The sequence below is a fragment of the Streptomyces genisteinicus genome, from assembly GCF_014489615.1.
Lineage (GTDB): Bacteria > Actinomycetota > Actinomycetes > Streptomycetales > Streptomycetaceae > Streptomyces > Streptomyces genisteinicus.
This window is the reverse complement of record NZ_CP060825.1, coordinates 4,673,161-4,698,946: the sequence shown is the minus strand read 5'-3', so window position 1 is coordinate 4,698,946 and position 25,786 is coordinate 4,673,161. Positions and strand designations below refer to the sequence as shown.

General features: G+C 72.4%; 17 protein-coding genes. 11 read left to right on the top strand and 6 right to left on the bottom strand.

The annotated features are described in order from the left end of the window. Positions 1-125 precede the first annotated feature (125 nt). Positions 126-716 carry a malonic semialdehyde reductase gene (locus IAG43_RS20595; protein ID WP_187742176.1) on the top strand — a complete coding sequence of 197 codons (591 nt, stop codon included), beginning with the start codon at positions 126-128 and terminating at the stop codon, positions 714-716. Between the two features lie 83 nt (positions 717-799). Here IAG43_RS20595 and IAG43_RS20590 read toward each other — a convergent pair whose 3' ends face one another. Further along, positions 800-2,446, bottom strand: coding sequence for an IS1182 family transposase (locus IAG43_RS20590; RefSeq protein WP_187742175.1), 1,647 nt, complete (start codon positions 2,444-2,446; stop codon positions 800-802). 171 nt (positions 2,447-2,617) lie between these two features. After that, positions 2,618-3,202, bottom strand: coding sequence for a DUF4245 domain-containing protein (locus IAG43_RS20585; RefSeq protein WP_187742174.1), 585 nt, complete (start codon positions 3,200-3,202; stop codon positions 2,618-2,620). A gap of 127 nt (positions 3,203-3,329) precedes the next feature. On the opposite strand from IAG43_RS20585, the gene glpX reads away from it, so the two are divergent. Then, the gene (glpX, locus tag IAG43_RS20580) at positions 3,330-4,361 is read left to right on the top strand and encodes a class II fructose-bisphosphatase (protein ID WP_187742173.1); all 1,032 of its coding nucleotides are present in this window, start codon (positions 3,330-3,332) and stop codon (positions 4,359-4,361) included. A 147-nt stretch (positions 4,362-4,508) separates the two neighbouring features. Here the strand turns inward: glpX and IAG43_RS20575 are convergent, their stop codons facing one another. Continuing rightward, positions 4,509-4,877, bottom strand: a complete 369-nt coding sequence (locus tag IAG43_RS20575) for a WhiB family transcriptional regulator (RefSeq protein WP_187742172.1) — start codon at positions 4,875-4,877, stop codon at positions 4,509-4,511. 152 nt (positions 4,878-5,029) lie between these two features. Then, positions 5,030-5,716, bottom strand: coding sequence for a DUF1707 SHOCT-like domain-containing protein (locus tag IAG43_RS20570; protein WP_187742171.1), 687 nt, complete (start codon positions 5,714-5,716; stop codon positions 5,030-5,032). A 200-nt stretch (positions 5,717-5,916) separates the two neighbouring features. Here IAG43_RS20570 and IAG43_RS20565 point away from each other — a divergent pair, with 200 nt between their 5' ends. From IAG43_RS20565 to IAG43_RS20555, 3 genes are all read left to right on the top strand, one after another. Then, the gene (locus IAG43_RS20565) at positions 5,917-7,593 is read left to right on the top strand and encodes a fumarate hydratase (protein WP_187742170.1); all 1,677 of its coding nucleotides are present in this window, start codon (positions 5,917-5,919) and stop codon (positions 7,591-7,593) included. A gap of 238 nt (positions 7,594-7,831) precedes the next feature. Beyond that, on the top strand, positions 7,832-12,532 hold the full coding sequence (locus tag IAG43_RS20560; protein WP_187742169.1) for an RHS repeat-associated core domain-containing protein: 4,701 nt from the start codon (positions 7,832-7,834) through the stop codon (positions 12,530-12,532). Positions 12,533-12,554: 22 nt separating this feature from the next. After that, complete coding sequence (locus IAG43_RS20555; RefSeq protein WP_187742168.1) at positions 12,555-13,556, top strand: hypothetical protein; 1,002 nt, start codon at positions 12,555-12,557, stop codon at positions 13,554-13,556. Between the two features lie 111 nt (positions 13,557-13,667). On the opposite strand, the gene IAG43_RS20550 is transcribed toward IAG43_RS20555, so the two are convergent. Beyond that, the gene (locus IAG43_RS20550; RefSeq protein WP_187742167.1) at positions 13,668-15,200 is read right to left on the bottom strand and encodes a ricin-type beta-trefoil lectin domain protein; all 1,533 of its coding nucleotides are present in this window, start codon (positions 15,198-15,200) and stop codon (positions 13,668-13,670) included. Between the two features lie 117 nt (positions 15,201-15,317). Between IAG43_RS20550 and IAG43_RS20545 the strand changes: the two genes are divergently transcribed. The 4 genes from IAG43_RS20545 (at position 15,318) to IAG43_RS20530 (ending at position 21,786) form a co-directional block, all read left to right on the top strand. Beyond that, positions 15,318-16,718, top strand: coding sequence for a class II fumarate hydratase (locus tag IAG43_RS20545; RefSeq protein ID WP_187742166.1), 1,401 nt, complete (start codon positions 15,318-15,320; stop codon positions 16,716-16,718). A 239-nt stretch (positions 16,719-16,957) separates the two neighbouring features. Then, a complete protein-coding gene (gene fomD, locus IAG43_RS20540; protein WP_187742165.1) occupies positions 16,958-17,638 on the top strand; it encodes a cytidylyl-2-hydroxypropylphosphonate hydrolase in 681 nt (226 codons plus the stop codon). Positions 17,639-18,153: 515 nt separating this feature from the next. Continuing rightward, positions 18,154-20,049 (top strand): SpoIIE family protein phosphatase, encoded by a 1,896-nt coding sequence (locus IAG43_RS20535; protein ID WP_187742164.1) that lies wholly within the window; start codon positions 18,154-18,156, stop codon positions 20,047-20,049. Positions 20,050-20,322: 273 nt separating this feature from the next. Next, positions 20,323-21,786, top strand: a complete 1,464-nt coding sequence (locus IAG43_RS20530) for a catalase (protein WP_187742163.1) — start codon at positions 20,323-20,325, stop codon at positions 21,784-21,786. A gap of 121 nt (positions 21,787-21,907) precedes the next feature. Here the strand turns inward: IAG43_RS20530 and IAG43_RS20525 are convergent, their stop codons facing one another. Continuing rightward, entirely contained in the window at positions 21,908-24,136 is a 2,229-nt protein-coding gene (locus IAG43_RS20525; RefSeq protein ID WP_187742162.1) for a transglycosylase domain-containing protein, read from the bottom strand. Between the two features lie 369 nt (positions 24,137-24,505). Here IAG43_RS20525 and IAG43_RS20520 point away from each other — a divergent pair, with 369 nt between their 5' ends. After that, positions 24,506-25,471 carry an SPFH domain-containing protein gene (locus IAG43_RS20520; protein ID WP_187742161.1) on the top strand — a complete coding sequence of 322 codons (966 nt, stop codon included), beginning with the start codon at positions 24,506-24,508 and terminating at the stop codon, positions 25,469-25,471. Next, the gene (locus IAG43_RS20515) at positions 25,468-25,767 is read left to right on the top strand and encodes a type II toxin-antitoxin system antitoxin (RefSeq protein ID WP_187742160.1); all 300 of its coding nucleotides are present in this window, start codon (positions 25,468-25,470) and stop codon (positions 25,765-25,767) included. Before IAG43_RS20520 ends, IAG43_RS20515 begins: the two co-directional genes overlap by 4 nt. Positions 25,768-25,786: the final 19 nt, after the last annotated feature.

Genomic DNA, 25,786 nt, shown 5'->3' with positions numbered 1-25,786 from the left:
GGCGCCGGAGCGGGCGGGGCTGTGAGTCGGGTCACGTGAGCGCCCCGTTTTAGTTGAACTTTAATCTACCTGCGGTACGGTGATCCGGTAGCTGGTTGACCCATTGCCGTTCCCGGAAGGTTCCCATGTCCCTCGTTCTCGACCCCGCCGCCCAGGACCTGCTGTTCCGCGAGGCCCGCACCGCGAACGCCTTCACCGACGAGCCGGTGACCGACGAGCAGGTCCAGGCGATCTACGACCTGGTCAAGTACGGGCCGACGGCCTTCAACCAGACCCCGCTGCGCGTGGTGCTCGTCCGCACCCCGGAGGCCCGCGAGCGCCTGGTCTCCCACCTCGCCGAGGGCAACCAGGCCAAGACAGCCGCCGCCCCGCTGGTCGCGATCCTCGCCGCGGACAACGAGTTCCACGAGGAACTGCCGACCCTTCTCCCGCACTTCCCGCAGGCGAAGGACGCCTTCTTCAGCGAGCGCCCGGTCCGCGAGGCGGCCGCCACGGTCAACGCCTCCCTCCAGGCCGCCTACTTCATCCTGGGCATCCGCGCCGCCGGCCTGGCCGCCGGCCCGATGACCGGCTACGACGCCGCCGGCATCCAGAAGGAGTTCCTGGACGGCGACCACACCCCCCTGATGGTCGTCAACATCGGCAAGCCCGCCGAGAACGCCTGGTTCCCGCGGTCGCCGCGCCTGTCGTACGAGCAGGTCGTCACCACCGTCTGAGCCGCTGACGCACGCGCGAAGGCCGCCGCCCGGTTTCCCGGGATGCTGTTGGTTAATCCGGGCCCGGTTGCTTCGCCCCGCCGCTATGCGGCGGGGCGGAGTGCTGTCAGGTGGCTGGCGCGGGTTCGAGCGTGGAGTGTGCCCGTGAGCCAGGCGTCGATGCGGATGAGGTTGATCGCCGCGCCGGTGAGTTGGTGCTGGAGGCTTGTCTTCGCCATGCCTCGGTAGCGGGACCGGCGTAGATCGCAGGCACGGACCCCTTGAGAGATCGTTCCCTCGACCCCGGCGCGGATCGTGTATCGGGCCTTCCACTCGTCACCCTGCTGGAGTGCGCGGGCGTGCTGGAGGGCTTCGTACTCCTGGCGGGGACGCAGGTTGATCTCCCGGCGCTCGGCTCTGGGCGAGTTGACGCACTCGCGCAGCGCGGGGCACGAGCGGCAGTCGGCCTGGGAGAACCGGACCCGGATGGTCGGATGTCCGGTCCTGGAGCGGCGCTGGTGCCATTGGGTGCTGGCCACCCCCTTGGGGCAGGTCACACGCTGGTTGTCCCAATCGATGGCGAAGGCGTCCTGCCCGTAGGCGGTGCGGGTATGCGGAGCGGTCGTCGGCTTCATCGGCCCGTGCAGGGCGACGCCGTGGTCACGCCGTGCGGCGACCAGGGCACCGGCGTTGGCATAGCCGGTGTCCACCCAGTGCTCACCGGGCAGCAGGTCCCGCCCGGCCAGGCCGGCATGGACGACAGCGGCCATCCGGTCATCCGTCACCGTGGCGACGGTGGTGGTCACGTTCGTGATCAGATGCACCGTGTCCGGATCACAGGTCTCGGTCACGTGGACCTTGTAGCCGTCCCAGCGCACCTCCCCCTTGACCCCGCCGCGGGCCTCGGTGTCATACGGGCTGACCAGGCGCGTCGCACCCGGCGGCCGTTCTTTTGGGCCACGGCGCGCCACCTCGCCATCGACCAGGTGGAAGTGCTGGACCCACACCTGCCGCAGGACCTCCAGCTCCGGCAGGGACCGCAGCCGTGGCGGGGCGCCGTCGGCCCAGGCCATCCGCAGCAACAGCATTCCGTCGCCGCCAATCCGCCGGTATACCTGATCCCGTTTGACGCGAGCCTTGGGAAAGCGGGACTCCTCAGCCCGGGTCGCGTAATGCCTGAACCAGTCGGGCCTGGCGTTCTCGCCCACCCAGCCGGGCTCGGCGCGGGCCGCCGCGTTCAGCGCCGCGCGCAAGGTCTCGGTGACCAGCTCCAGCTGGTTGATCTCCCGAACCGCGGACAGCACATGTGTGGAGTCGGTCCGCGCGCTTGCTCCGGCAGTGATCAGCCCTTGTCGCCGGGCTGCCGACAGCACCCCGTCCAGGAGCTCCCGCCCCCCGTCCGCGCCGACCAGCCGGTCCCGGAACTCCGAGAGCACCGAGTAGTCGAAACCCGTGTCCGTCAGTTCCAGCCCGAGCGCGTACTTCCAGTCGATACGGGCCCGCACCGCCTCCGCGGTCTGCCGGTCGGTCAGCCCTTCCACGAACTGCAGCACCAACACCAGCGCCAGCCGGCCCGGCGACCACGCCGGCCTGCCGCGCACTGCGAACAGCGCCGCAAAGTCCCCGTCCTGGAACATGACCCCGAGCTCGTCACGGATCCGGATCGCCAGACTGCCCTTCGGGAACGCGGCCCGCGCCACGCGCACTGTCTCCACCGGGATCTCGCCCGACCCACCCGACCGCATCGACACAGACACCCTCCCCAAACGACAACGTCGGCCCCCGAGACACCAACGGGCCTCGGGAGCCGACGTCACGCAAGGGCCCGGATTAACCAACAGCATCCGGTTTCCCGGGTCGGCGGCCTTCGTGCGTGCGTCACAGGGGGCGTCGGCGCGGAGCCGCGCCCGCCCTGCGGAGGGTCAGGACGCCCCCGCGGACGGGGACGGGGACGGGGACCCGGCGGACGGGGACGGGGAGGCCGCGGCGCCCGCGACCAGGGCCCCCGCCATCTCCGCGAGGCGCTCCGGCGAGGCCGTGCCCATGACGACCGTGGTCGCGCCGTCGGCGGTGCGCACCAGCGCGTCGTACTTCGGGCCGTCCCAGCGCTGCCAGGTCTCGCCGCGGATCTCCTGCGTCGCCGGGGTCTTCTCGGCGTGCCGGGTCACCTTGCGGACGTACTTGTCCGCGGGCCGCGCGGTGGACTGCTCGACCGCCACGTACTGGGTGTCCGGATCGAGGAAGCCCAGGTGCCAGGCGTGGCCGTCGGCGCCGTCGAACGTCACCGAGGTGGCGCGCCACCCGTCGCCCAGGCCCTCGGGGGCGGCCACCGGGTACGGCGCCGCGCGCTGGGCGGTCAGGAGCTCCACCCGGTAGTCGACGGGCTTGATGGGATCGGCGTTCTCGTCGTGCGGGACCAGTGTGTAGATGCCCGCCACGACGACACCGATCACCGCCATCGACTGGAACATGCCCCGGACCGTCTGTCTGCCTCGCTTGCCTGCCACGTGCCCTATGGTCGCATCCGCCCTCCGCGCTCAAACGTGGGCCCCTCTGCTCAATATGTCGATGTACCGATAGAGTCGCACCACCCTCCTATTACGGCCGTCGCGTCGTACAGAAAGGTGCGCTCCGATGACCGAGCACCAGCTGCCGTCCCCACTCGAGGTCTCTCCCGAGGCCCCCGACCGCAACCTCGCCCTGGAGCTCGTCCGCGTCACCGAGGCGGCGGCCATGGCGGCCGGCCGCTGGGTGGGCCGGGGCGAGAAGAACGGCGCCGACGGCGCGGCGGTCAAGGCGATGCGGACCCTCGTCTCGACCGTCTCGATGAACGGCGTGGTCGTCATCGGCGAGGGCGAGAAGGACGAGGCGCCGATGCTCTTCAACGGCGAGCGGATCGGCGACGGCACGGGCGCCGAGTGCGACATCGCCGTGGACCCGATCGACGGCACCACGCTCACCGCCAAGGGCATGCCGAACGCCATCGCGGTGCTCGCGGCGGCCGACCGGGGCACCATGTTCGACCCGTCCGCGGTGTTCTACATGGACAAGCTGGTCACCGGCCCCGAGGCCGCCGACTACGTGGACATCAACGCCCCCGTGTCCGTGAACATCCGCCGGGTCGCCAAGGCCAAGCACTCCTCCCCCGAGGACGTCACGGTCGTCATCCTCGACCGCCCCCGCCACGAGGGCATCGTCAAGGAGATCCGCGAGACCGGCGCCCGGATCAAGTTCATCTCCGACGGCGACGTCGCGGGCTCCATCATGGCCGTCAAGGAGGGCACCGGCGTCGACCTGCTCCTCGGCATCGGCGGGACGCCCGAGGGCATCATCTCGGCGTGCGCCATCAAGTGCCTCGGCGGCGTCATCCAGGGCAAGCTGTGGCCCAAGGACGACGAGGAGCGGGCACGGGCGCTGGACGCCGGGCACGACCTCGACCGGGTGCTGTCCACCGGCGACCTGGTCAGCGGCGACAACGTCTTCTTCGTCGCCACCGGCATCACCGACGGCGAACTGCTGCGCGGCGTGCGCTACCGGGCCGAGACCGCGACGACCCAGTCGCTCGTCATGCGCTCCAAGTCGGGCACGATCCGCCAGATCGACTCGACGCACCGCCTGTCGAAGCTGCGGGCCTACAGCCAGATCGACTTCGACCGCGCCCAGTAGGGCCGACGCGGACGACAGGAGAGGCGCCCCTTGTGCGGAGGGGCGCCTCTCGCCGTTCGTCCTCCTCCGCGAATCCCCCGGCGGTCTGCTCGCGGGTCGCGGCCGGGCGGCCGGACGGACGGGCCGCCGGCCGGGCGGTCACGAGGGTCAGGCGGTCAGGCGGTCGGGGGCGGAAGGGGTCTGCTTCAGCTCGACCTCGCGCCGGCGCCGACGGGCCAGCACCACCCGCCGCTCGGCCGCCGTGAGCCCGCCCCAGACGCCGTACGGCTCCGGCTGGAGCAGCGCGTGCTCCCGGCAGTCGACCATCACGGGACAGCGGGCGCAGACGCGCTTCGCCGCCTCCTCCCTCGCCAGCCGTGCGGCCGTGGGCTCCTTGGACGGCGCGAAGAACAGTCCGGCCTCGTCGCGGCGGCACACCGCCTCCGCGTGCCAGGGGCCGGCATCGTCCTCCCGAGCCGGGACGCGCTGAGGCGGAACGGCGGCTGGTTTCAAGGACTGATGCGGCAGATGCAGCACGGTCTACTCCTGACGACGGATTCGCGAGCGAGAGACGATGCAGCAGTCCCTACCCGCTGTGCGCACGCCTATGCACTGAGTGGCGCCGCCGTCCGATGCGCGGGCACGCGCCCCGCGCGGGCGGCGCGGGGTGCCGTGTGCGCGGGCGTCCGTCAGCCGAGGTGTTTGCGCAGACGGGCATGGAGGTCGGCGATCAGCCGGCCGCGCTTCGGTTTGGCCTCCACGTTGCCCAGGACCGCGTACCCGTTGACGACGACCACCGGGGCCTCGGGGTCGGCCGCCTCCAGGGTGACCACCTCGAAGTTGCCGAGGATGCCCGTGCCGCTGCCGCGCAGGGTGACGTTCTCCGGGACGCGGACCTCGACGTTCCCGAAGATCGACGTCGCGTTGATCACCGTCAGGCGCTGCCGGAACAGCGCCTCGGTGAGGTCGATCTCGATGCTGCCGAAGACCGAGAAGGCGTTGGTGCGGCGGCCGACGCTCCAACGGCCCTTGCGGGTCGAGCTGGAGAAGACGGCGACCAGGTTCTCCGCCGGCACGCCGTCGTCGTCCGCACCGCCGTCGTGCGCGGCGGTGGCGGCGCCGTACGGGGCGGCGGGGCCGCGTCCGGCCACCGGCAGGTCGCGCACCAGAGGTTCGAGCTCCCCCACGGTCTTCGCGCGGTAGACCGCCTCGATGCGTTCGGAGTGCTCCTCGGCGTCGAGGCGCCCTTCGGCGAGCGCGTCCCGCAGGATGTCGGCGATCCGGTCGCGGTCGGCGTCCGACGCGCGCATGGCCTGGTCGGGACGGGCGGTCTCGGCGGGTACGGCCGGCTTCTGGGGCTGCTTCTCGAGGTCCACGTGCCCAGGGTAGCGAAACGCGATAGATCGCGAGAAGGGGCGGCCGTGCATCGCGTCGGCGGCACGGCACAGGAGACCGCCGCACGGCACGCGCCCCCGGCGCGGCAAGTGAGCCTTACCTCACAGAATCGCGACCGCGCCGGAGTCTTACGCTGGATGGCGCTGCCGACGGAGGCACGCTGCTGTCTGTGAAGTGAGGAATGGGCGAAATGCCGGAGTTCGCGTATACGGATCTGCTCCCGCTGGGCGAGGACACCACCCCGTACCGGCTGGTGACCGCCGAGGGTGTCTCCACCTTCGAGGCCGACGGGCGGACCTTCCTCAAGGTCGAGCCCGAGGCCCTGCGCACGCTCGCGGCCGAGGCGATCCACGACATCCAGCACTACCTCCGCCCCGCCCACCTCGCCCAGCTGCGCCGCATCATCGACGACCCCGAGGCGTCGTCCAACGACAAGTTCGTCGCCCTCGACCTGCTGAAGAACGCGAACATCGCCGCGGCGGGCGTGCTGCCCATGTGCCAGGACACCGGCACCGCGATCGTCATGGGCAAGCGCGGCCAGAACGTGCTCACCGAGGGCGGCGACGAGGCCGCGCTCTCGCGCGGCGTCTACGACGCCTACACCAAGCTGAACCTGCGCTACTCGCAGATGGCGCCGCTGACCATGTGGGAGGAGAAGAACACCGGCTCCAACCTCCCGGCCCAGATCGAGCTGTACGCCACCGACGGCGGCGCGTACAAGTTCCTCTTCATGGCCAAGGGCGGCGGCTCGGCGAACAAGTCCTTCCTCTACCAGGAGACGAAGGCCGTCCTCAACGAGGCGAGCATGATGAAGTTCCTGGAGGAGAAGATCCGCTCGCTCGGCACCGCGGCCTGCCCGCCGTACCACCTGGCGATCGTCGTGGGCGGCACCTCGGCCGAGTTCGCGCTGAAGACCGCGAAGTACGCCTCCGCGCACTACCTCGACGAGCTGCCGTCCGAGGGCTCGGCGCTGGGACACGGCTTCCGCGACGAGGAGCTGGAGAAGAAGGTCTTCGAGCTCACCCAGAAGATCGGCATCGGCGCGCAGTTCGGCGGCAAGTACTTCTGCCACGACGTGCGCGTGGTGCGGCTGCCGCGGCACGGCGCCTCGCTCCCCGTCGCCATCGCCGTCTCCTGCTCGGCGGACCGCCAGGCCGTCGCCAAGATCACCGCCGAGGGCGTCTTCCTGGAGCAGCTGGAGACCGACCCGGCGCGCTTCCTGCCCGACACCACCGACGAGCACCTGGCCGAGGAGGGCGACGTCGTCCGGGTCGACCTCAACCGGCCGATGGACGAGATGCTCGCCGAGCTCTCCAAGTACCCCGTGAAGACCCGGCTCTCGCTCACCGGCCCGCTGGTCGTCGCCCGTGACATCGCGCACGCGAAGATCAAGGAGCGGCTGGACGCGGGCGAGGAGATGCCGCAGTACCTGAAGGACCACCCGGTCTACTACGCCGGTCCCGCGAAGACGCCCGAGGGGTACGCGTCGGGTTCCTTCGGCCCGACGACGGCGGGCCGGATGGACTCCTACGTGGAGCAGTTCCAGGCGGCCGGCGGGTCGAAGGTCATGCTGGCCAAGGGCAACCGTTCGAAGCAGGTCACGGACGCGTGCGGGACGCACGGCGGCTTCTACCTCGGCTCGATCGGCGGCCCCGCGGCGCGGCTGGCGCAGGACTGCATCAAGAAGGTCGAGGTCGTCGAGTACGAGGAGCTCGGCATGGAGGCGGTCTGGAAGATCGAGGTGGAGGACTTCCCCGCGTTCATCGTCGTCGACGACAAGGGCAACGACTTCTTCACGGAGCCGGCTCCGGCGCCGACGTTCACGTCGATTCCGGTGCGGGGGCCGGGACTGGGGTGACACCCCCGGCGGGCGTCCGTCTCCGGGCGGGCGCCCGCCGCCGCGGGCAGCGGCCGTCGAACGCTCCCCCGGCGCCACCCGCCCGCACCCCGCCGGACGCTCCCCCGGCACCCGCCCGCACCCTCGCATGGATTTGGCGGGAACCTGCCAGGTCCTGCCACCGTCTGACAGTGTGTCGATCTTGGATCGGCAGGTTGTCGCGGTAAAGCGGTGAAGCGGATACACGGGGGTGCGGGTCGTGGGCTACACGATTCCTGAAGGCGTCGACACCATGCTCGACGTCGTGGGCGTGGGCTGGCCGAACGTCGACGAGGACGCGTACCGGGACATGGCGGACTCGCTCCGCGAGTTCGCCGACGACGCGGACGACGACGCCGGAGCCGCGTACGGGCACATACAGAAGCTGCTCTCGACCGGGCAGAGCGAGTCTCTGACCGCGCTGGACAAGCACTGGTCCAAGGTGCAGGGCAAGCACAAGGACCTGGCCAAGGCCTCCCGGCTCGTCGCCGGGGCCCTGGACCGGGTCGCGGACATCATCGTCGCCCGCAAGATCGCCGCCGTCGGCGAACTGGCCGATCTCTGCGCCACGGTGGGCATCACCCTGGCCTTCGCCCCGGTGACGGCGGGCCTGTCGACGCTGCTGGCCGGTGCCAAGATCGTCGCGACGCGGATCGCGTTCAAGCGGATCCTGAAGGAGATGGCGGAGGCGGCCGTCGCCGAGATCGTCGCCACGCTCACCGAGCCCGCCGTGGCCGCGATCGAGAACATCGTCGCCGACCTCGCCATCCAGACCGCGCTGAACGTCGCCGGCGTCCAGGACGGCTACGACACCGAGCAGACCGAGCAGGCCGGCAAGGACGGGCTCCAGCTCAACTCGGCGGGCGGGCCGACCGGTCCGGGGCCGGGCGGCCGCGGGCCGGAGATCGACCACGACGCCCACGGCACGGCGGGCATGCACCTGGCCTCCGTGCAGGTCTCCATGCGCGACCGGGCCGGCAGCAAGCTCGGCAAGGCCAAGGGGCACCACGGGCGCGCCAAGGGCAAGGACTCGCTGACCGCCGTCCTCGACACCACCATCGAGGGCGTCACCACCAAACTCACCAAGGCACTCGACGACCTCGGCGACCACGTCGGCAAGAAGGTCCCCGACGCCATCAGCGGCGGCTCCAAAACGCACCGGGACACCGACCGCGGCGTCCGCGACCGCGTCAAGAAGATCGACTCCGGCCGGAACGACGGCGAACGCGGCCGGGACGCCCGGCGCGGAGACGGCGGCGGCAAGCGCGCGCACAAGCCCGAATCGATGCGCAGGGCACAGGACTCCCCCCGGGAGAAGGGCGTGTCGCTGGCGGCACGCCGCTGCGAGACCGACCCCGTGGACATCGCCAGCGGCGAGATGGTGCTGCCCCAGACGGACCTCGAACTGTCGGCCGTCCTCCCGCTGGTGCTGCGGCGCACCCACGTATCGGGCTACCGGCACGGACTGTGCTTCGGTGTCAGCTGGGCGTCCACCCTCGACGAGCGCCTGGAGATGACCGACGGCGGGGTGGCGTGGGCGCGCGAGGACGGCTCCGTGCTCGTCTACCCCGCGCTGCCCCGCGCCGAGGGCGAGGAGGTCATGCCGCTGGAGGGCGACCGGCTGCCGCTGACCCTGGTGCGGCAGGACGAACTGGGCGGCGCCGTCTACGCGGTGACCGACCCGGCCCACCGGCTGAGCCGCCGGTTCTCGGGAAGCCCCTACAGCTCCGACGGCCTCTACTGGCTGCGCGAACTCGTGGACCGCAACGGCAACACGCTCCGCTTCGGACGTACCGAGCACGGCCTGCCCTCGGTCCTGCTGCACGAGAGCGGCTACCGCGTCACCGTGGAGTCCGACCCCGGGATCGGCCGGGTCACCGGGCTGTCGCTGGCCGCACCCGAGGGCGCGGTCTCCGTCGTGTCCTTCGGCTACGACACCGACGGCAACCTCGCGACCGTCACCAACTCCTCGGGGCGCGCGCTGCGCTTCTCGTACGACCCGGACGGCCGGATCACCTCCTGGACCGACCGGAACGACTCCACGTACCAGTACGTCTACGACGAGCAGGGGCGCGTCGCGCGGACGGTGGGCCCGGACGGGTTCCTCTCGTCCTCCTTCGTCTACGACACCGCCGCGCGCACCACCCGCTTCACCGACTCCACGGGCGCCACGACCGTCTTCCACCTCAACGCGCTCCACCAGGTCGTCGCCGAGACCGACCCCCTCGGCCGCACCGCCACCCAGACCTGGGACCGCTACGACCGCCTCACCTCCCGGACGGGCCACGACGGCACGACGACGGCCTGGACATGGGACGAGCGCGGCAACCTGCTCGCGGTCCGGGAGGCCGACGGGGGCGTGGCGCGGGCCGAGTACCGCGACACCGACGGCATGCCGCTCACCATCACGGCGGAGGACGGCGCCGTATGGCGCTACGCGTACGACGAGTCGGGCAACAACACGGCGATCGTCGCACCCGACGGCGGGACGACCCGGTACGAGCACGACGCCCACGGGGCCCTCACCGCGGTCGTCGACGCCACCGGGGCCCGGGAGTCCCTCCGGCCCGACGGGGCGGGTCTGCCGGCGGCGCACACCGACGCGCTCGGCCGCACCCACACCTTCACCCGGGACGCCTTCGGCAGGACCCGGACCGTCACCGACCCCCTGGGGCACGTCACCGTCCTGGAGTGGAGCCCGGAGGGCCGGCTGCTCAGCAGGTCCGGCCCGGGAGGCACCGAGACCTGGACGTACGACGGGGAGGGCAACCTCCTGACGCACACCGACGCCGCCGGCGGGCGGACGGCGTACACGTACACGCACTTCGACCTCCTCGCCTCGCGGACGGAACCCGGCGGCGCGCGCTACGAGTTCGGCTACGACACGGAACGCCGCCTCACCGAGGTGCGGAACTCCGCCGGACAGGCCTGGCGGTACACCTACGACGCCGCCGGACGGGTCGTCGAGGAGACGGACTTCGACGGACGCACGCTGGTCTACACCCACGACGACGCCGGCCGCAGGCTGACGCGCACCAACCCGCTCGGGCAGCAGGTCACCCACCATCTGGACCCGATGGGGCGGCTGGCGGCGAAGGACGTCGACGGCACGCTCACCTCGTTCGCCTACGACCCCGCCGGCCGCCTGACGGGCGCGCACTCCGGCGAGTCCGCCATGACCCTGGAGTGGGACGCGGCGGGCCGGCTGTCCGCCGAGACGGTCGACGGGCGGACGATCCGCTACCGCTACGACGTGCTCGGCCGCTGCACCGGCCGCACCACACCCGCGGGCGTCACCACCTCCCAGACCTACGACGCCGCGGGCAACCGGACGGGGATGGAGTTCGCCGGGAACCCGCTCAGGTTCTCGTTCGACCCGCTGGGACAGGAGCTCGAACGCACCCTGGGCCCGGTGGACCGGCCCGTCTCCCTGAGCACCGTCTGGGACGCCCAGGGACGCATGACCGAGCACACCGTGGCGGCGGGCGGCCGCACGCTCCGCTCCCGTTCCTACGACTACCGTCCCGACCACCGGCTCGCGGCCGTCACCGACCTGCTGACGGGCCGCGCCCAGCGTTTCCGGCTCGACCCCGACGGGCGGCCCACCGGCCTGGACGCCGGGACCTGGACCGAGACGTACGGCTACGACCGCGAGGGCAACCAGACCGATGCCCGCTGGCCCGACCGGGCGCCGCACCCCGAGTCCCGGGGGCCGCGCGCCTACGACGGCACGCGGCTGCGTTCGGCGGGCGCGCTCCACTACGTGTACGACGCCGCGGGCCGGGTGGTCGAGCGCCGCAAGAAGCGCCTGTCCCGCTCCCCCGAGATCTGGCGCTACACCTGGGACGCCGAGGACCGCCTCGTCTCCTGCACGACCCCCGACGGCACGCTGTGGACCTACACCTACGACGCCTTCGCACGGCGCACCGCCAAGCGCCGGCACGGACCCGACGGCAGGGTCGCCGAGGAGACCGTCTTCGCCTGGGACGGCGGCAGGCTGGCCGAGCAGACGGACAGCTCCACCCGGACGACGCTGACGTGGGAGTACGACGGGCTCCGCCCGATCGCCCAGGCCGAGCGGCGCGACGGGTCCGCCCGGCCGGACGCGGCCCAGGGCGCGGGGAGCGTCGACTCCCGCTTCTTCGCCGTCGTCACCGACCTCATCGGCACACCGACGGAACTCGTCGATCCCACGGGTGCCGTGGCCTGGCACAGCCGGGCCACGCTGTGGGGCAGCACGACCTGGAACCGCGACGCGACCGCCTACACGCCCCTGCGCTTCCCCGGCCAGTACGCGGACCCCGAGACCGGGCTCCACTACAACCACTTCCGTCACTACGACCCCGAGCCGGGCCGCTACGTCACGCCCGACCCGCTCGGCCTGGAGCCGGCCCCCAACCCGGTCGGCTACGTCGCGAACCCCTCGACGTCCTGCGACCCGATGGGCCTCGCGCCCTGCATGCAGACCCTGCAGGACCTGGCCACCCAGATCAACAACCTCAAGACCAACCCGATAGCCCGCGAGAAGCAGACCGTCGCCGTCATCCACGCACAGGGGCCGAAGGGGCCCATCACCATCGTCGCGGGGACGAGCAAGAGCAAACTCGACGACGCCCAGATGGAACTGGCGAAGAAGCTGGGGCTGTTCCCCCTGCCGAAGGACGAGTACATGAAGGTGCCCAAGGGGGACAAGGGAGGCCACGCCGAGCAGAACATCCTGCAGTACCTGCACCGGCTCAACAAGGGCAAGGACCAGCCCGTCTGGCTCCCCACGCACGGCGCCGCGTCGAACGTCGTGTGCACCAAGTTCTGCTCGCCGATCATCCGGGGCAGCAAAGGCGCCATGTTCGGGCAGGTGTACCCCGGCACGCAGGGCACCCAGCAGAAGCAGTTCTACTGGCCCGCACGCCACACCCCGTAGGGAACGCGGTAGAACAGGACCCATGGACTACACACACGTCGTGGCCGAACTCCTCGCCGAGGAGGAGTTCACGGGCTTCGAGTACTTCGCCCATGACGCGTGGCAGACGCGCGACCGCGCGAACTGGCTGGTGGCGAGGACGGCGGGCGGGATCGTCGCCGGACGGATCGGCGCGGCGTCGTCGGCGGGCCTGTTCGACCGGCTCGACCGCCCGGTCCCCGGTCCGGCCGAGGGCGGCCGGGGCTTCGCCACACCGCTGCCCGACGGGGCGCTGGCCGTCGCCGCGAGCGGGCTCGTCACCGTGCGCGAGCCCGACGGGCGCGTGCGCTGGACGCTGGAGCACGAGCCCTGGCACCACCGGCACATCGCCGCGGGCGCCTGCGCCGCCGACGCCAGTGGCCGAAGGCTCCTCGTCACCATGGCCGGTCCGACGGACGGCGGCTCCTACGAGGGCGACCTCTGCGTCGTGCTCCACCTGGCGGACGGCCGGCGCCTCGCGCACACGGTGCTGCCCTCCGCCTCGGCCGGATACGGCTTCCAGCAGTCGCTCACCGACCCGGGGGAGCTGTTCCTGAACGCCGCCCAGGGGGACACCTTCCACTCCCTGCGGCTCACACTGGACGGGGAGCGCCTCACCGCGGAGCCCGTCGGGTACGAGGACGAGCCGTTCGCCGGCCTGGCCATGAACGGCGCCGTCCTGAAACTGGACGTCGGCGGCGAGTGGCTGAACCGCTGCGCGGCCGGGCAGCCGGACGTCAGCGTGGACGCCGAGGACGTCCTGCCGGAGGACTTCCGCTTCGTCGGCTACCGGCCCGGATTCCTGGACGGCGACCGCGTCCTGGCGGCGATCGGCGAGGACCAGGACGGCACGGACAACCGGCATCTCCTGCTGGACGCGCGGACGCTGCGCCCCACCGCCGAGATCGACTACCCCGGCACACGGTGCTGCGACCCGCTCCCGCTGGGCGACGGCACCTGGCTGACCGCGGACGGGACCACCGTCCGCCGGTGGCGCACCGCCTGACCCCGGCCCCCGGGGCGGCCCCGGACGGGGCCGTCCCGGGGCCGGTGCACCGCCCGGTTCCGGCCGGGCGGTGCGCCGGGCGGGCCGGGCCCGTCCGCGGTCGAGCGGCGGTCAGGCGAAGCGCTGCCCCGGGGACCCGTCGCAGGCGGCGAGGCGGAGCGGTGCGGCGGAGGCGGCCGTCACGCAGAGCCCGGTCGCGGCGGACGGGCGGAGGGTCGAACCGTCGCGGACGAAGCGCTGGTTGGCGCCGCCGTGGCAGTCCCACAGGACCAGCGCGGTGCCCGCACGGTAGGCGGAGTCCGGGACGTCCAGGCAGCGGTCCTGGGTCAGTTCCGTGTGGAGCGAGCCGCGGGCGGTGTCGTGCCACCAGCCCTGGTTGCGTCCGCCGTGGCAGTCCCAGGCCAGCGTCCTGGTGCCGTTGCGGGTGACGGCGCCCTCGACGTCGGCGCAGAGGCCGGACGCGGCCCTCAGCGGGCGGTAGACGTCGTCCCAGGCGAACGGGAAGAGGCGCGGGGCGCCGCTGGAAGCGACGTCCGCGCAGCTCGCCTCCCTCAGACCCGAGTCCCACAGCTGGGTCAGGCAGGAGGCGAAGGCCGCGTGGCCGCGGGCGTTGGGGTGGAAGGACTGGCGGACGGAGTTGGCGTCCGGCGGGAAGGGGTTGGAGAGGTCGATGTACAGGCCCCGGGCCCAGGTGTCCTGGTGGCAGACCTCGTGCCCGTGGAAGAGGCGCGAGTTGTCGAGGTAGAGCGCTCCGGTGTTCTGCGCGGCCCGGCGCATGCCGCGTTCGAAGGCGGGGACGGCCGTGTTGCGGCCCCAGACGGTGTCGGAGTCGTAGCCGAGGCCGCCGCAGACCAGCTTGCCGGGGAAGGAAGGGTTGTCCCGGAAGTCGGGGCCGATGGGGCTCGGGTAGCCCATCACGACGAGCTTGTAGTCGCCGTCCCCGTAGCCGGCGCCGCGCATCACGGTCCGCAGGTCCCGCACGGTCTGCTCGACCTTGGGCACCAGGCCGTCGACGCGGGCCTGCCAGCCCGGCGCGTACTTCGGCTCGCAGGCGCCCTGGAGCAGGATGTAGCGGGTGACGCAGTCGGTCATGACGGGGCCGAACTGGAGGTCGTCGTTGGCGCCCGCGACGAGGAGCACCATCTTGATCCGGGTGTTGCGCGCCTTGATCGCGAGGCTGTCGCTCTGGACGAGTTCGTCCGCGTACTGCTTGCTCCCGCCGATGCGGATGTTGACGGTGGACGCGCCCGAGCAGGAGACGTTGTAGGTGACGTCGGCGGCGATGCCGGTGCGGTGGACGGCCGCGTCGGGCGAGCGGTGGCACCAGTTGTCGGGGCCGTCGGTGCCCGGTTCGTAGGTGCCGACGCCCTCGCCGCTGATCTCGCTGTCGCCCAGCGAGATCAGCGAGGTCCGGCGCTGGTCGAGCGGGCGCTCGGCCGGGCTGCCGTAGAGGGCGGTGGCCTCGGCCGCGCGGACGGCCTCCAGTCCGGGCGGGAGCGGGACGGAGGCGGCCGCCGGGGCCGCGGGTGCGGCCGGTGCCGCGGCCGCCGTGCCCGCGGCGGTGCCGCCGAGCACGGTGGCGAGCACGGCGACGGCCGCCGCCGTGCGCCGGAACGGGTGGACTCGTGGGCCTGGTCGCGTCATTGCGCCTCCCCGGGTTGTGGTCTCCCGGGGTATGTACTGGCGGGTAGTGCAGTTGGGAATAGGCGGAACAAGACAACTGCTCAACTTTTCGAGGCGAAGGCCGGAGGAAGGACACCGATGAGCGGCACGGCGGCAGGCGAGTTCCGGATCGAGCACGACTCGATGGGCGAGGTGCGGGTCCCCGCACACGCGAAGTGGCGGGCCCAGACGCAGCGGGCGGTGGAGAACTTCCCCGTCTCCGGCCAGCGGCTGGAGCGTGCGCACATCGAGGCCCTGGCGCTGATCAAGGCGGCGGCGGCACGGGTGAACGCCCGGCTCGGCGTGCTGGACGCGGATGTCGCGGCGGCCGTCGCGGACGCGGCGGACGAGGTCGCCGGGGGCCGCTGGGACGAGCACTTCCCCGTCGACGTCTTCCAGACGGGCTCCGGCACCTCGTCGAACATGAACGCCAACGAGGTGATCGCCACCCTCGCCACCGAGCGCCTCGGGCGGGCGGTCCACCCCAACGACCACGTGAACGCCTCCCAGTCGTCCAACGACGTCTTCCCGTCCTCGATCCACATCGCGGCCACCGCCGCGGTGACCGCCGACCTCGTGCCGGCGCTGGAGCACCTGGCGTCCGCGCTGGAGCGCAAGGCCGCCGAGTTCGCCGCCGTGGTGAAGTCGGGGCGCACCCACCTGATGGACGCCACCCCGGTCACCCTCGGCCAGGAGTTCGGCGGCTACGCGGCGCAGATGCGGCACGGCGTCGAGCGGCTGCGCTCCGCGCTGCCGCGCCTCGCCGAACTGCCGCTGGGCGGCACGGCGGTGGGCACCGGCATCAACACCCCGCCCGGCTTCTCCGCGGCCGTCATCGCCGAGGTGGCGGCCGCGACCGGGCTGCCGCTGACCGAGGCCCGCGACCACTTCGAGGCGCAGGGGGCACGGGACGCCCTGGTGGAGACCTCCGGGCAGCTGCGGACGGTCGCGGTGTCGCTGACCAAGATCTGCAACGATCTGCGGTGGATGGCGTCGGGGCCCCGCACGGGTCTCGCGGAGATCGCGCTGCCGGACCTCCAGCCCGGCTCGTCGATCATGCCGGGGAAGGTCAATCCGGTCGTCCCCGAGGCGGTCCTGATGGTGGCCGCCCAGGTCACCGGCAACGACGCGGCGGTCGCCGTCGCGGGGGCCGCGGGCAACTTCGAACTGAACGTCATGCTGCCGGTGATGGCCCGGAACCTGCTGGAGTCCGTCCGGATCCTGGCGAACGCCGCGCGCCTGCTCGCGGACCGCACCGTCGACGGGATCACGGCCGACGCCGAACGCGCCCGCGAGTACGCGGAGTCGTCCCCCTCGGTGGTCACCCCGCTCAACCGGTACATCGGCTACGAGGAGGCGGCGAAGGTCGCCAAGCAGTCGCTGGCGGAGCGCCGGACCATCCGGGAGGTCGTGCTGGACCGCGGCTACGTGGACCGCGGCGAACTGACCCTGGAGCAGCTGGACGAGGCCCTCGACGTGCTGCGCATGACGCACCCCTGAGGGCTGTCCCGGCCTCGGCGGACCCCTGCGACGCGGGCCGGCACGGGCTCGCGTGCCGGGATCCCGAGGTCCGGTCGCGGCGCGCACGACCCGGCCGTGAGAAACGGCCGGGACGCGCACGGCACGGCCGTGAGGCACGGTCGCGGCGCGCACGATCCCCCTCGTGGGGCGCGGCGCGCGGCACCGCGGCCGTGAGCTGGGTCGCGGCGCGCGCCCGGCCCGCCTCCTAAGATCTGCTCATGACAGGGACGGAACGCATCGCACGCTGGGCACCCGGGGACCACATCCTCTGGCGGTACCGCGGTCATGCCCCCGATCTCGACGGCTGCTCGGTGCACATCTGCCGGCCCGTGACGGTCGTCCAGGACACCGAGGACCTGCTCGCCGTCTGGATGGCGCCGGGCACCGAGTGCGTCAAGCCGGTGCTCGCCGACGGCTCCCCCGTGCATCTGGAGCCGCTGGCGACCCGCTACACCGCGCCGCGCACCCTGACCCGGGACCGCTGGTTCGGCGCCGGGGTGCTCAAGCTGGCCAGACCCGGGGACCCGTGGTCGGTCTGGCTCTTCTGGGAGTCGGGCTGGCGGTTCAAGAGCTGGTACGTGAACCTCGAGGAACCGCGCACCCGGTGGGCGGGCGGAGTGGACTCCGAGGACCACTTCCTCGACATCTCCGTCTATCCGGACCGCAGTTGGCTGTGGCGGGACGAGGACGAGTTCGCCCAGGCGCAGCTCGTCGGGCTGATGGACGCGGAGAAGGCCGAGCGGGTCCGGGCGGCCGGGCGGGACGCGGTGGCCGCCGTCCGCGCCTGGGGGGCGCCGTTCTCCTCGGGCTGGGAGCACTGGCGCCCGGACCCGTCGTGGACCGTGCCGCGCCTGCCGGCCGACTGGGCGGGGCGCGGGGACCGTCGGCCCGCGGCCTGAGCGGGGACGGACGGGCACGTGAACCGGATCGGCCGGACAGGCGGACGGGCACGTGAACCGGATCGGCCGGACAGGCGGACGGACGGACACCCACACGGACGCCTTGGAGTGAAGCTGGCCGAAAATTTGCGTTTCGGCCCTCACTCCGCCCGATCCTTCCCGCCCTGTCGCACCCGTGCGACCACGTGGCTGTCCGATTCCGGTCAGCGAACGCGCTCCGGCGTATACGACCTCGTGAGACTCTTGATGCGCCCCCCGGGGGCAAACGTAGGATCGTCGTCCGCAGCGCTGCGCCGTACGAGGGAGAAAGCGCAGGACAGACCGCACGCCAGCCCATACGCCAGCACGAGTCACCGAAGACAGCACGAGTCGCACAGAGGGGGTCGAGCCGTGCCGGATGCCAGCCGTCCCGCGGGGACCGGCCCCGGGGCGGGTGCACAGCCCCACGAGCCGGCCGCCACAAGCAGCCGCAGCGCAGTCGCGTCGACCCACCCGAGCCGGACGGAATCCCACGCGTGACGGAGCATCCCACCTCCCACGAGGGCCGGCAGCCGCTGGCTGCCCGGTCCCAGGAACGCACCCGGCCCCGGGCCCAGGCCTCCGGGGCCGCCTCAGGTCTGCCCGCCGGACAGCCTCCGCTGCCCCAGCCGGGGCTCCCGCCGCAGTCCCTGCAGGCGCAGGCCCAGGACATCGCCGGCACCGCACGGCGCGAGGGCGACCGGCTGCGGTTCGTCGGCGCGGCCACGCGGCGCATCGCCCGGGGCATCGACCTCGACGAGATCGTGCTCGGCCTGTGCCGGGCGACGGTCCCCACCTTCTCCGACGCGATACTCGTCTACCTGCGCGACCCGCTCCCGGTGGGCGACGAGCGGCCCGTCTCCCCCTTCGTCCTGCGGCTGCGCCGCAGCGACCGGCTGCGGTCGACCTCCGACGACACCGAGAGCGGCGCGGGCGCGGTGATGTCCGTGCTGGACCCGCAGACCGACCTGGCACCGGCGGCCGAGCTGTGCGAGGTCCGCTCGGGCGGCGCGCTCTCCGAGGTGCTGCGCGGGGTGCGGCCCGTCTTCGGCGACTCCGCCGCCGCCCGCGCCGCGCTGCCCGAACTGCTCGGCGACGGGCGCATCGTGCCCAGCGGCCACCGCGCCATACTGGCCCCGCTGCGGGGCCGGCGCCGGGTGATCGGCGCGGCCGTCTTCCTGCGCCGCCCCGACCGGCCCGCGTTCGAGCCCAACGACCTGCTGGTCGCCGCCCAGCTCGCCACCCACACCGCCCTCGGCATCGACAAGGCCGTGCTCTACGGGCGCGAGGCGTACATCGCCGACGAGCTCCAGCGCACGATGCTGCCGGACTCGCTGCCGCAGCCCACCGGCGTCCGTCTCGCCTCCCGCTACCTGCCGGCCGCCGAGACGGCGCGGGTGGGCGGCGACTGGTACGACGCGATCCCGCTGCCCGGCAGCCGTGTCGCGCTGGTCGTCGGCGACGTCATGGGCCACTCCATGACCTCGGCCGCGATCATGGGCCAGCTGCGCACCACCGCGCAGACGCTGGCCGGGCTCGACCTGCCGCCGCAGGAGGTGCTGCACCACCTCGACGAGCAGGCCCAGCGGCTCGGCACGGACCGCATGGCCACCTGCCTGTACGCGGTGTACGACCCGGTCTCGCACCGCATCACCATCGCCAACGCCGGCCACCCGCCGCCCATCCTGCTGCACCTGGGAGGGCGGGCCGAGGTGCTGCGGGTGCCGCCCGGCGCACCGATCGGCGTCGGCGGCGTGGACTTCGAGGCCGTGGAGCTCGACGCCCCCGCCGGGGCGACCCTCCTGCTGTACACGGACGGGCTGGTCGAGTCCCGGCTGCGCGACGTGTGGACCGGGATCGAGCAGCTGCGGGAGCGGCTGGCCGCCACCGCACAGCTCACCGGGCAGGACCACTCGCCGCCGCTGGAGGCGCTCTGCGACGACGTGCTGGACATGCTCGGGCCGGGCGACCGGGACGACGACATCGCACTGCTCGCCGCCCGCTTCGACGGGATCGCGCCGAGCGACGTCGCGTACTGGTTCCTCGACCCGGAGGACGCGGCGCCCGGCCGGGCCCGCCGGCTCGCCCGCCGCGCACTGGAGCGCTGGGGTCTGGAGGAGCTCTCGGACTCGGTGGAGCTGCTGGTCAGCGAGGTGGTCACCAATGCCGTGCGGTACGCGGAGCGGCCGGTGATGCTGCGTCTGCTGCGCACCGAGGTGCTGCGCTGCGAGGTGGGGGACGACTCCCCGCAGCTGCCGCGGCAGCGCAGGGCACGGGACACGGACGAGGGCGGCCGGGGACTGTTCCTGGTGAACCGGCTGGCCAGACGGTGGGGCGCGACCCGGCTCTCGACGGGCAAGGTCGTCTGGTTCGAGCTGCCCGCGCGGGTCTGACCCGCGCGGGCCCCGCCCCCGCCGGCCCGGGCCCCGGGTTTCGACACCCGCGGGCCCGGACACCCGAGGGCCCGGGACATCCGCGGGCCAGAACACCCGCGGGCCCGGACATCCGCGGGCCAGAACACCCGCGAGCCCGGACACGCGCCGGGCTACCCATCAGTAATAAAAGTCCGGAAACGGTCCAGATGTTGCCCGTGCGGTGTGCGGGGCGTTGACTGGGGCAGACGGCCCGAAGCGACCCATATCCCCCAGATCGACGGGAGCACGCTCGTGTCCGAGTCCACCCCCGAGGCCCCGTACACCACGAACAACGCCGGAATCCCGGTCGAGAGCGACGAACACTCGCTGACCGTGGGCCCCGACGGCCCGATCCTGCTCCAGGACCACTACCTGATCGAGAAGATGGCCCAGTTCAACCGCGAACGGGTCCCCGAGCGGGTGGTGCACGCCAAGGGTTCGGGAGCCTACGGCTTCTTCGAGGTGACCAACGACGTCAGCCAGTTCACCAAGGCCGATCTGTTCCAGCCCGGCAGGCGGACCGAGATGCTGGCGCGCTTCTCCACCGTCGCGGGCGAGCAGGGCTCACCCGACAGCTGGCGCGACCCGCGCGGCTTCGCTCTCAAGTTCTACACCGAGCACGGCAATTACGACCTGGTCGGCAACAACACCCCGGTCTTCTTCGTCCGCGACACGATCAAGTTCCAGGACTTCATCCGCTCGCAGAAGCGCCACCCCGTCACCGGGCTGCGCGACCACGACATGCAGTGGGACTTCTGGACCCTCTCCCCCGAGTCCGCGCACCAGGTCACCTGGCTGATGGGCGACCGGGGCATCCCGAGGACGTACCGCCACATGAACGGCTACGGCTCCCACACCTACATGTGGGTCAACGCCGGCGGCGAGCGGTTCTGGGTGAAGTACCACTTCAAGACCGACCAGGGGATCGGCTTCCTCACCCAGGACGAGGCGGACACGCTGGCCGGCTCGGACCCGGACCTGCACCGCCGGGACCTGTTCGAGTCGATCGCGTCCGGTGACGCTCCCTCCTGGACCCTGAAGGTCCAGATCATGCCGTTCGAGGACGCGGCCGACTACCGGTTCAACCCGTTCGACCTGACCAAGGTGTGGCCGCACGGCGACTACCCGCTGATCGACGTCGGCCGGATGGTGCTCGACCGCAATCCGGAGGACTTCTTCGTCCACATCGAGCAGGCCGCCTTCGAGCCGTCGAACATGGTCCCCGGCATCGGCCCCTCGCCGGACAAGATGCTGCTGGGCCGGCTGTTCTCCTACCCGGACACCCACCGGTACCGGATCGGCCCCAACTACGCGCAGCTGCCGCCCAACCGGCCGCACGCGCCGGTCAACTCCTACGCCAAGGACGGCCCGATGCGCTACACGCCCTCGCAGGCGTCGCGGCCCTACGCGCCGAACTCCTACGGCGGCCCCGCGGCCGACGTCGCCCGCTTCGGCGACCCGGCGGGCTGGCGGAGCGCGGGCGAGATGGTGCGCGAGGCGACCTTGAAGCACCGGGACGACGACGACTGGGGCCAGGCGGGCACGATGGTCCGCGAGGTGCTGGACGACGCCCAGCGCGACCGGCTCGCCGGCAACATCGCCGGCCATCTGCTGGACGGCGTGAGCACGCCCGTGCTGCAGCGGGCGCTCCAGTACTGGCGCAACGTGGACAAGGACCTCGGGGACGCGGTCGCCAAGCGGACCGACGCCGGCTGACGCCGGCCGGACACACGGGAGCACCCCGGAACCGTGCGGTTCCGGGGCGCTCCCGTACGTCTGCCCGCGGCGCGCGGTCCCGGGGCGGCGTGGCCCCGGTCCCCGCGCCTCCCGGCGCTTCTCAGTCCTGCGGCCGGAGCCGCTCGCCGCTGCCGTCGTCGGGTTCGACCGGCGGGGAGAAGGTGACGCCCCCGCTGGGCGTCGGGTCCGGACGCTGGGTCTCGGACGGCGTCGGGTCCGGGTCCCGGGTCTCGGTCTGCGAGGGCGTCGGGTCCGGGTCCCGGGTCTCCGTCTCGGTCTTCGACGGCGTCGGGTCCGGGTCCTCGGACTCCGTCTCGGAAGGCGTCGGGTCCGGGTCGGGCTCGGGGCTCGCCGGCTCGGCGACATCGAGGTCGAAGGAGGCGTCCGAGCCGCCGTTCAGGGCGTCCAGCGTGTAGTCGCCCCAGATCCTGGCCGGGAAGCCGCCGCCGTTGGCCCGGCCGGAGTTGGCGGTGCCGGTGAGCGAGACCTGCCCGCCGCCCTCCGCGGTGGACTCGCCGAACAGGGCGACGACGGTGGTCAGTTCGGGCGTGTAGCCGGCGAACCAGGCGGACCGGTTCTTCTCGGAGGTGCCGGTCTTGCCGGCGGCCTCGTAGGCGTTCGACTTCGCGGCGACGCCGGAGCCCTGGGCCACCACGCCGGTCAGGCCGGCGGTCACGGTGTCGGCCGTCTCCCGGCTGATGACGGAGCCGCCGATCGGATCGGGCGACTCGACCGTGCGGTCCTTGTGCTCGGCCTTGGCGACGATCGTGGGCGTGACCTTCTTGCCGTGGTTGTCGAGCGTGGCGTACACGCCCGCCATGTCCCAGGTCGAGGCGCCCATGGTGCCGAGCGACACGGCGGGCCGCTCGGGGAAGTTGACGTCCGGCACACCCAGCTCCAGGGCCGTCTCCTTGACCCGGTCCAGGCCGACGTCGACGGCCATCTGCGCGAAGGCGGAGTTGATCGAGCGGTTCAGCGCGGTCTGCACGGAGACGGGCCCGTAGCTGCGGCCCAGGTCGTTCTGCGGGGCGAAGGGGGTGTCGCTGCCCTGCACGGGGCGCTTGCTGGTGCCGTCGTAGACGGTGTTCAGGCCGATCGGGTCGCCGTCCTGGGTGCGGGACTCGTTCTCCAGCGCGGACGCGAAGACGACGGGCTTGAACGTCGAGGCGGGCTGGTAGTCGCGGCGGGTCGCGTTGGACAGCCAGTGCTGGGTGGCGTCGGTGCCGCCGTACAGGGCGACGACCTTGCCCGTCCTCGGGTCGACGGAGGTGGCGCCGGCCTGCACGGTGGCGTCGACCTTGCTGCCCTCCCGGTCGAGCTTCTCTTCCAGCTGGTCCTTGACCGCCTCCTCCAGCTCGCGCTGCTTCTTGCGGTCCACGTTGAGCGTGATCGTCCAGCCGCCGGCCCTCAGGTCCTCCTCGTCGAGCCCCTGGCGGGCGAGCTCGCTGTTGGCCGCCTCGACGAGGTAGCCGGTCTGGCCCTCCATGCCGGGCGCGGGCTTCGGCGCCTTCGGGACGGGGAACTTCAGGCCCGCGCGCTCACCGGCGTCGAGCCAGCCCTCCTCGACCATGTTGTCGAGCACGTAGTTCCAGCGGTCGGTGACCAGCTTGCGGCCCGTCTCGGAGGCGGAGGACCAGTCGTACTGGCTCGGGGCCTGGAGCAGCGCGGCGAGGTAGGCGCCCTGGGCGACGTCCAGCTTCTCGGCGTCCACGCCGTAGTACGCCTGCGCGGCGGCCTGTATGCCGTGCGCGTTGCGGCCGTAGTAGCTGGTGTTGATGTACCCGGCGAGGATCTCGCTCTTCTCCTTCTTCTGATCCACCTTGAGCGAGATCACCAGCTCCTTGAGCTTGCGGGTGACCGTCTGGTCCTGGTCCAGGTAGTAGTTCTTCACGTACTGCTGGGTGATCGTGGAACCGCCCTGCTTGCCCTTGCCGGTCAGGGTGTTCTTCACGCCGCGGAGGGTGCCCTTGAGGTCGACGCCGGAGTCCTCGAAGAAGGTCTTGTTCTCGGCCGCGACGAACGTGTACTGCACGTCCTTCGGGATCTCCTCCAGGCCGACGATCTCCCGGTTCACCTTGCCCGTGCGGGCGAGGACGGTGCCGTCGCTGTACTTGTAGACGTTGCTCTGCATCTCGGCCTCGGCGTTGGCCGCGGGCACCGGGACCATGAGGTAGACCACGAAGAAGGCCCCCATGACCAGCAGGCAGAAGCCGAGGAACGTCCCCAGCAGCTTCCGCCACGTGAAGAACCGGCGTATGCCCGTGCGCCCGGACTCCCCCGCCCGGCGCGCACCGCGCTGCCGAGCCTGTCGCTCATCCGCTCGGCCCATCGCTTCGCAGCTCCGCTCTTCCGTCGTCACGTCGTCCGCCGGCGGCCCCGCCGGTCGGCGGGCCGCCGTTCCTCGCCGGCCCCGCGTCGTGGCGGGCCGGTCGCCGGTGGCCCCCGCGTCCCGGCGGGCCGTCGTCCGGTGGCCTCGCCGGCGGCGGGCCGGAATCAGCTCAGAAAGGTAACACCGTCAGTCCGGGCAAAGGGGCCTCGATCCGACCTTTTCCGGACGTGAGAATCAGCACCCCCTCCCGAAGGAACCGACTCCCCACGGGCTCGAAGGGTTGCGGCATGCGCTAATGTGATATCACTTTGCTAGACAGACGGATCCGGGGCGAACCGGGTCCGCCGGCACGGAAACGGGGAGTGGACCATGCCTGCACACGGCTCGGAGACGACGGACACGAGGGCGGCCGCGGAGACGGCCGCACCCGACGTGCCCCAGATGCCGGCGCCCCGGGTGCGCGAGACCCCGGCCCACAGCATCGGCGGCGGACTCGCCCTGCTGCTCGGACTGGTCGGCCTCGCGGCGGGCGCCGGGCTGGCCATCGGGGCGACCGGGGTGGACTCGGGCGGCGCCAAGGCTCTGATGATCACGGGCGGCGTCCTCGTCGGACTCGCCGCGCTCTTCGCCATGTGCGGGCTGAACATGGTCGCCCCCGGCGAGGCCCGGGTCGTCCAGCTCTTCGGCCGCTACCGGGGCACCATCCGCACGGACGGCCTGCGCTGGGTGAACCCGCTCACCACCCGCGCCAAGATCTCCACCCGCGTACGGAACCACGAGACGGCCGTCCTCAAGGTCAACGACGCCTACGGCAACCCGATCGAGCTGGCGGCGGTCGTGGTCTGGAAGGTCGACGACACCGCCCAGGCGATGTTCGAGGTGGACGACTTCCTGGAGTTCGTCTCCACGCAGACCGAGGCCGCGGTGCGGCACATCGCCATCGAGTACCCCTACGACGCGCACGACGAGGACGGGCTCTCCCTGCGGGGCAACGCCGAGGAGATCACCGAGAAGCTCGCCGACGAGCTGCGCGCCCGGGTCGACGCGGCCGGGGTCGACATCATCGAGTCCCGCTTCACCCACCTCGCCTACGCGCCGGAGATCGCCTCCGCCATGCTCCAGCGCCAGCAGGCCGGCGCCGTGGTCGCCGCGCGCCGGCAGATCGTCGACGGCGCGGTCGGCATGGTCGAGGCGGCCCTGGACCGGCTCACCGAGCGGGACATCGTGGAACTGGACTCCGAGCGCAAGGCCGCCATGGTCTCCAACCTCATGGTCGTCCTGTGCGGCGACCGGGCGGCGCAGCCGGTCCTCAACACGGGCTCGCTGTACCAGTGACGCCGCCGCCCCCGGGGGACCGCAAGCAGGTACTGCTGCGGCTCGACCCCGCGGTGTACGAGGCGCTGGCCCGCTGGGCCGGGGACGAACTGCGCAGCACCAACGCCCAGATCGAGTTCCTGCTGCGCAGGGCGCTCGGCGACGCGGGACGGCTGCCGGGAGGCGTGGCGCCGCAGGCCCGCAGGGGGCGCCCGCCGCGCAGGCCGCCGGCCGGGGCGGAGCCGGCCGCGGACCCCGGAGCAGGGGAGGCGGGACCGGAGCGGGGGCCGGACCCGGGTCCGGCCGGGCGCGCGTAGGACACGGGACGGGGGTCGC

Coding starts and splice junctions, on each gene's coding strand:
- IAG43_RS20595 (WP_187742176.1), top strand. CDS start 126: ATGTCCCTCGTTCTCGACCCCGCCGCCCAGGACCTGCTGTTCCGCGAG.
- glpX (WP_187742173.1), top strand. CDS start 3,330: ATGACCGAGCACCAGCTGCCGTCCCCACTCGAGGTCTCTCCCGAGGCC.
- IAG43_RS20565 (WP_187742170.1), top strand. CDS start 5,917: ATGGGCGAAATGCCGGAGTTCGCGTATACGGATCTGCTCCCGCTGGGC.
- IAG43_RS20555 (WP_187742168.1), top strand. CDS start 12,555: ATGGACTACACACACGTCGTGGCCGAACTCCTCGCCGAGGAGGAGTTC.
- IAG43_RS20550 (WP_187742167.1), bottom strand. CDS start 15,200: ATGACGCGACCAGGCCCACGAGTCCACCCGTTCCGGCGCACGGCGGCG.
- IAG43_RS20545 (WP_187742166.1), top strand. CDS start 15,318: ATGAGCGGCACGGCGGCAGGCGAGTTCCGGATCGAGCACGACTCGATG.
- fomD (WP_187742165.1), top strand. CDS start 16,958: ATGACAGGGACGGAACGCATCGCACGCTGGGCACCCGGGGACCACATC.
- IAG43_RS20525 (WP_187742162.1), bottom strand. CDS start 24,136: ATGGGCCGAGCGGATGAGCGACAGGCTCGGCAGCGCGGTGCGCGCCGG.
- IAG43_RS20520 (WP_187742161.1), top strand. CDS start 24,506: ATGCCTGCACACGGCTCGGAGACGACGGACACGAGGGCGGCCGCGGAG.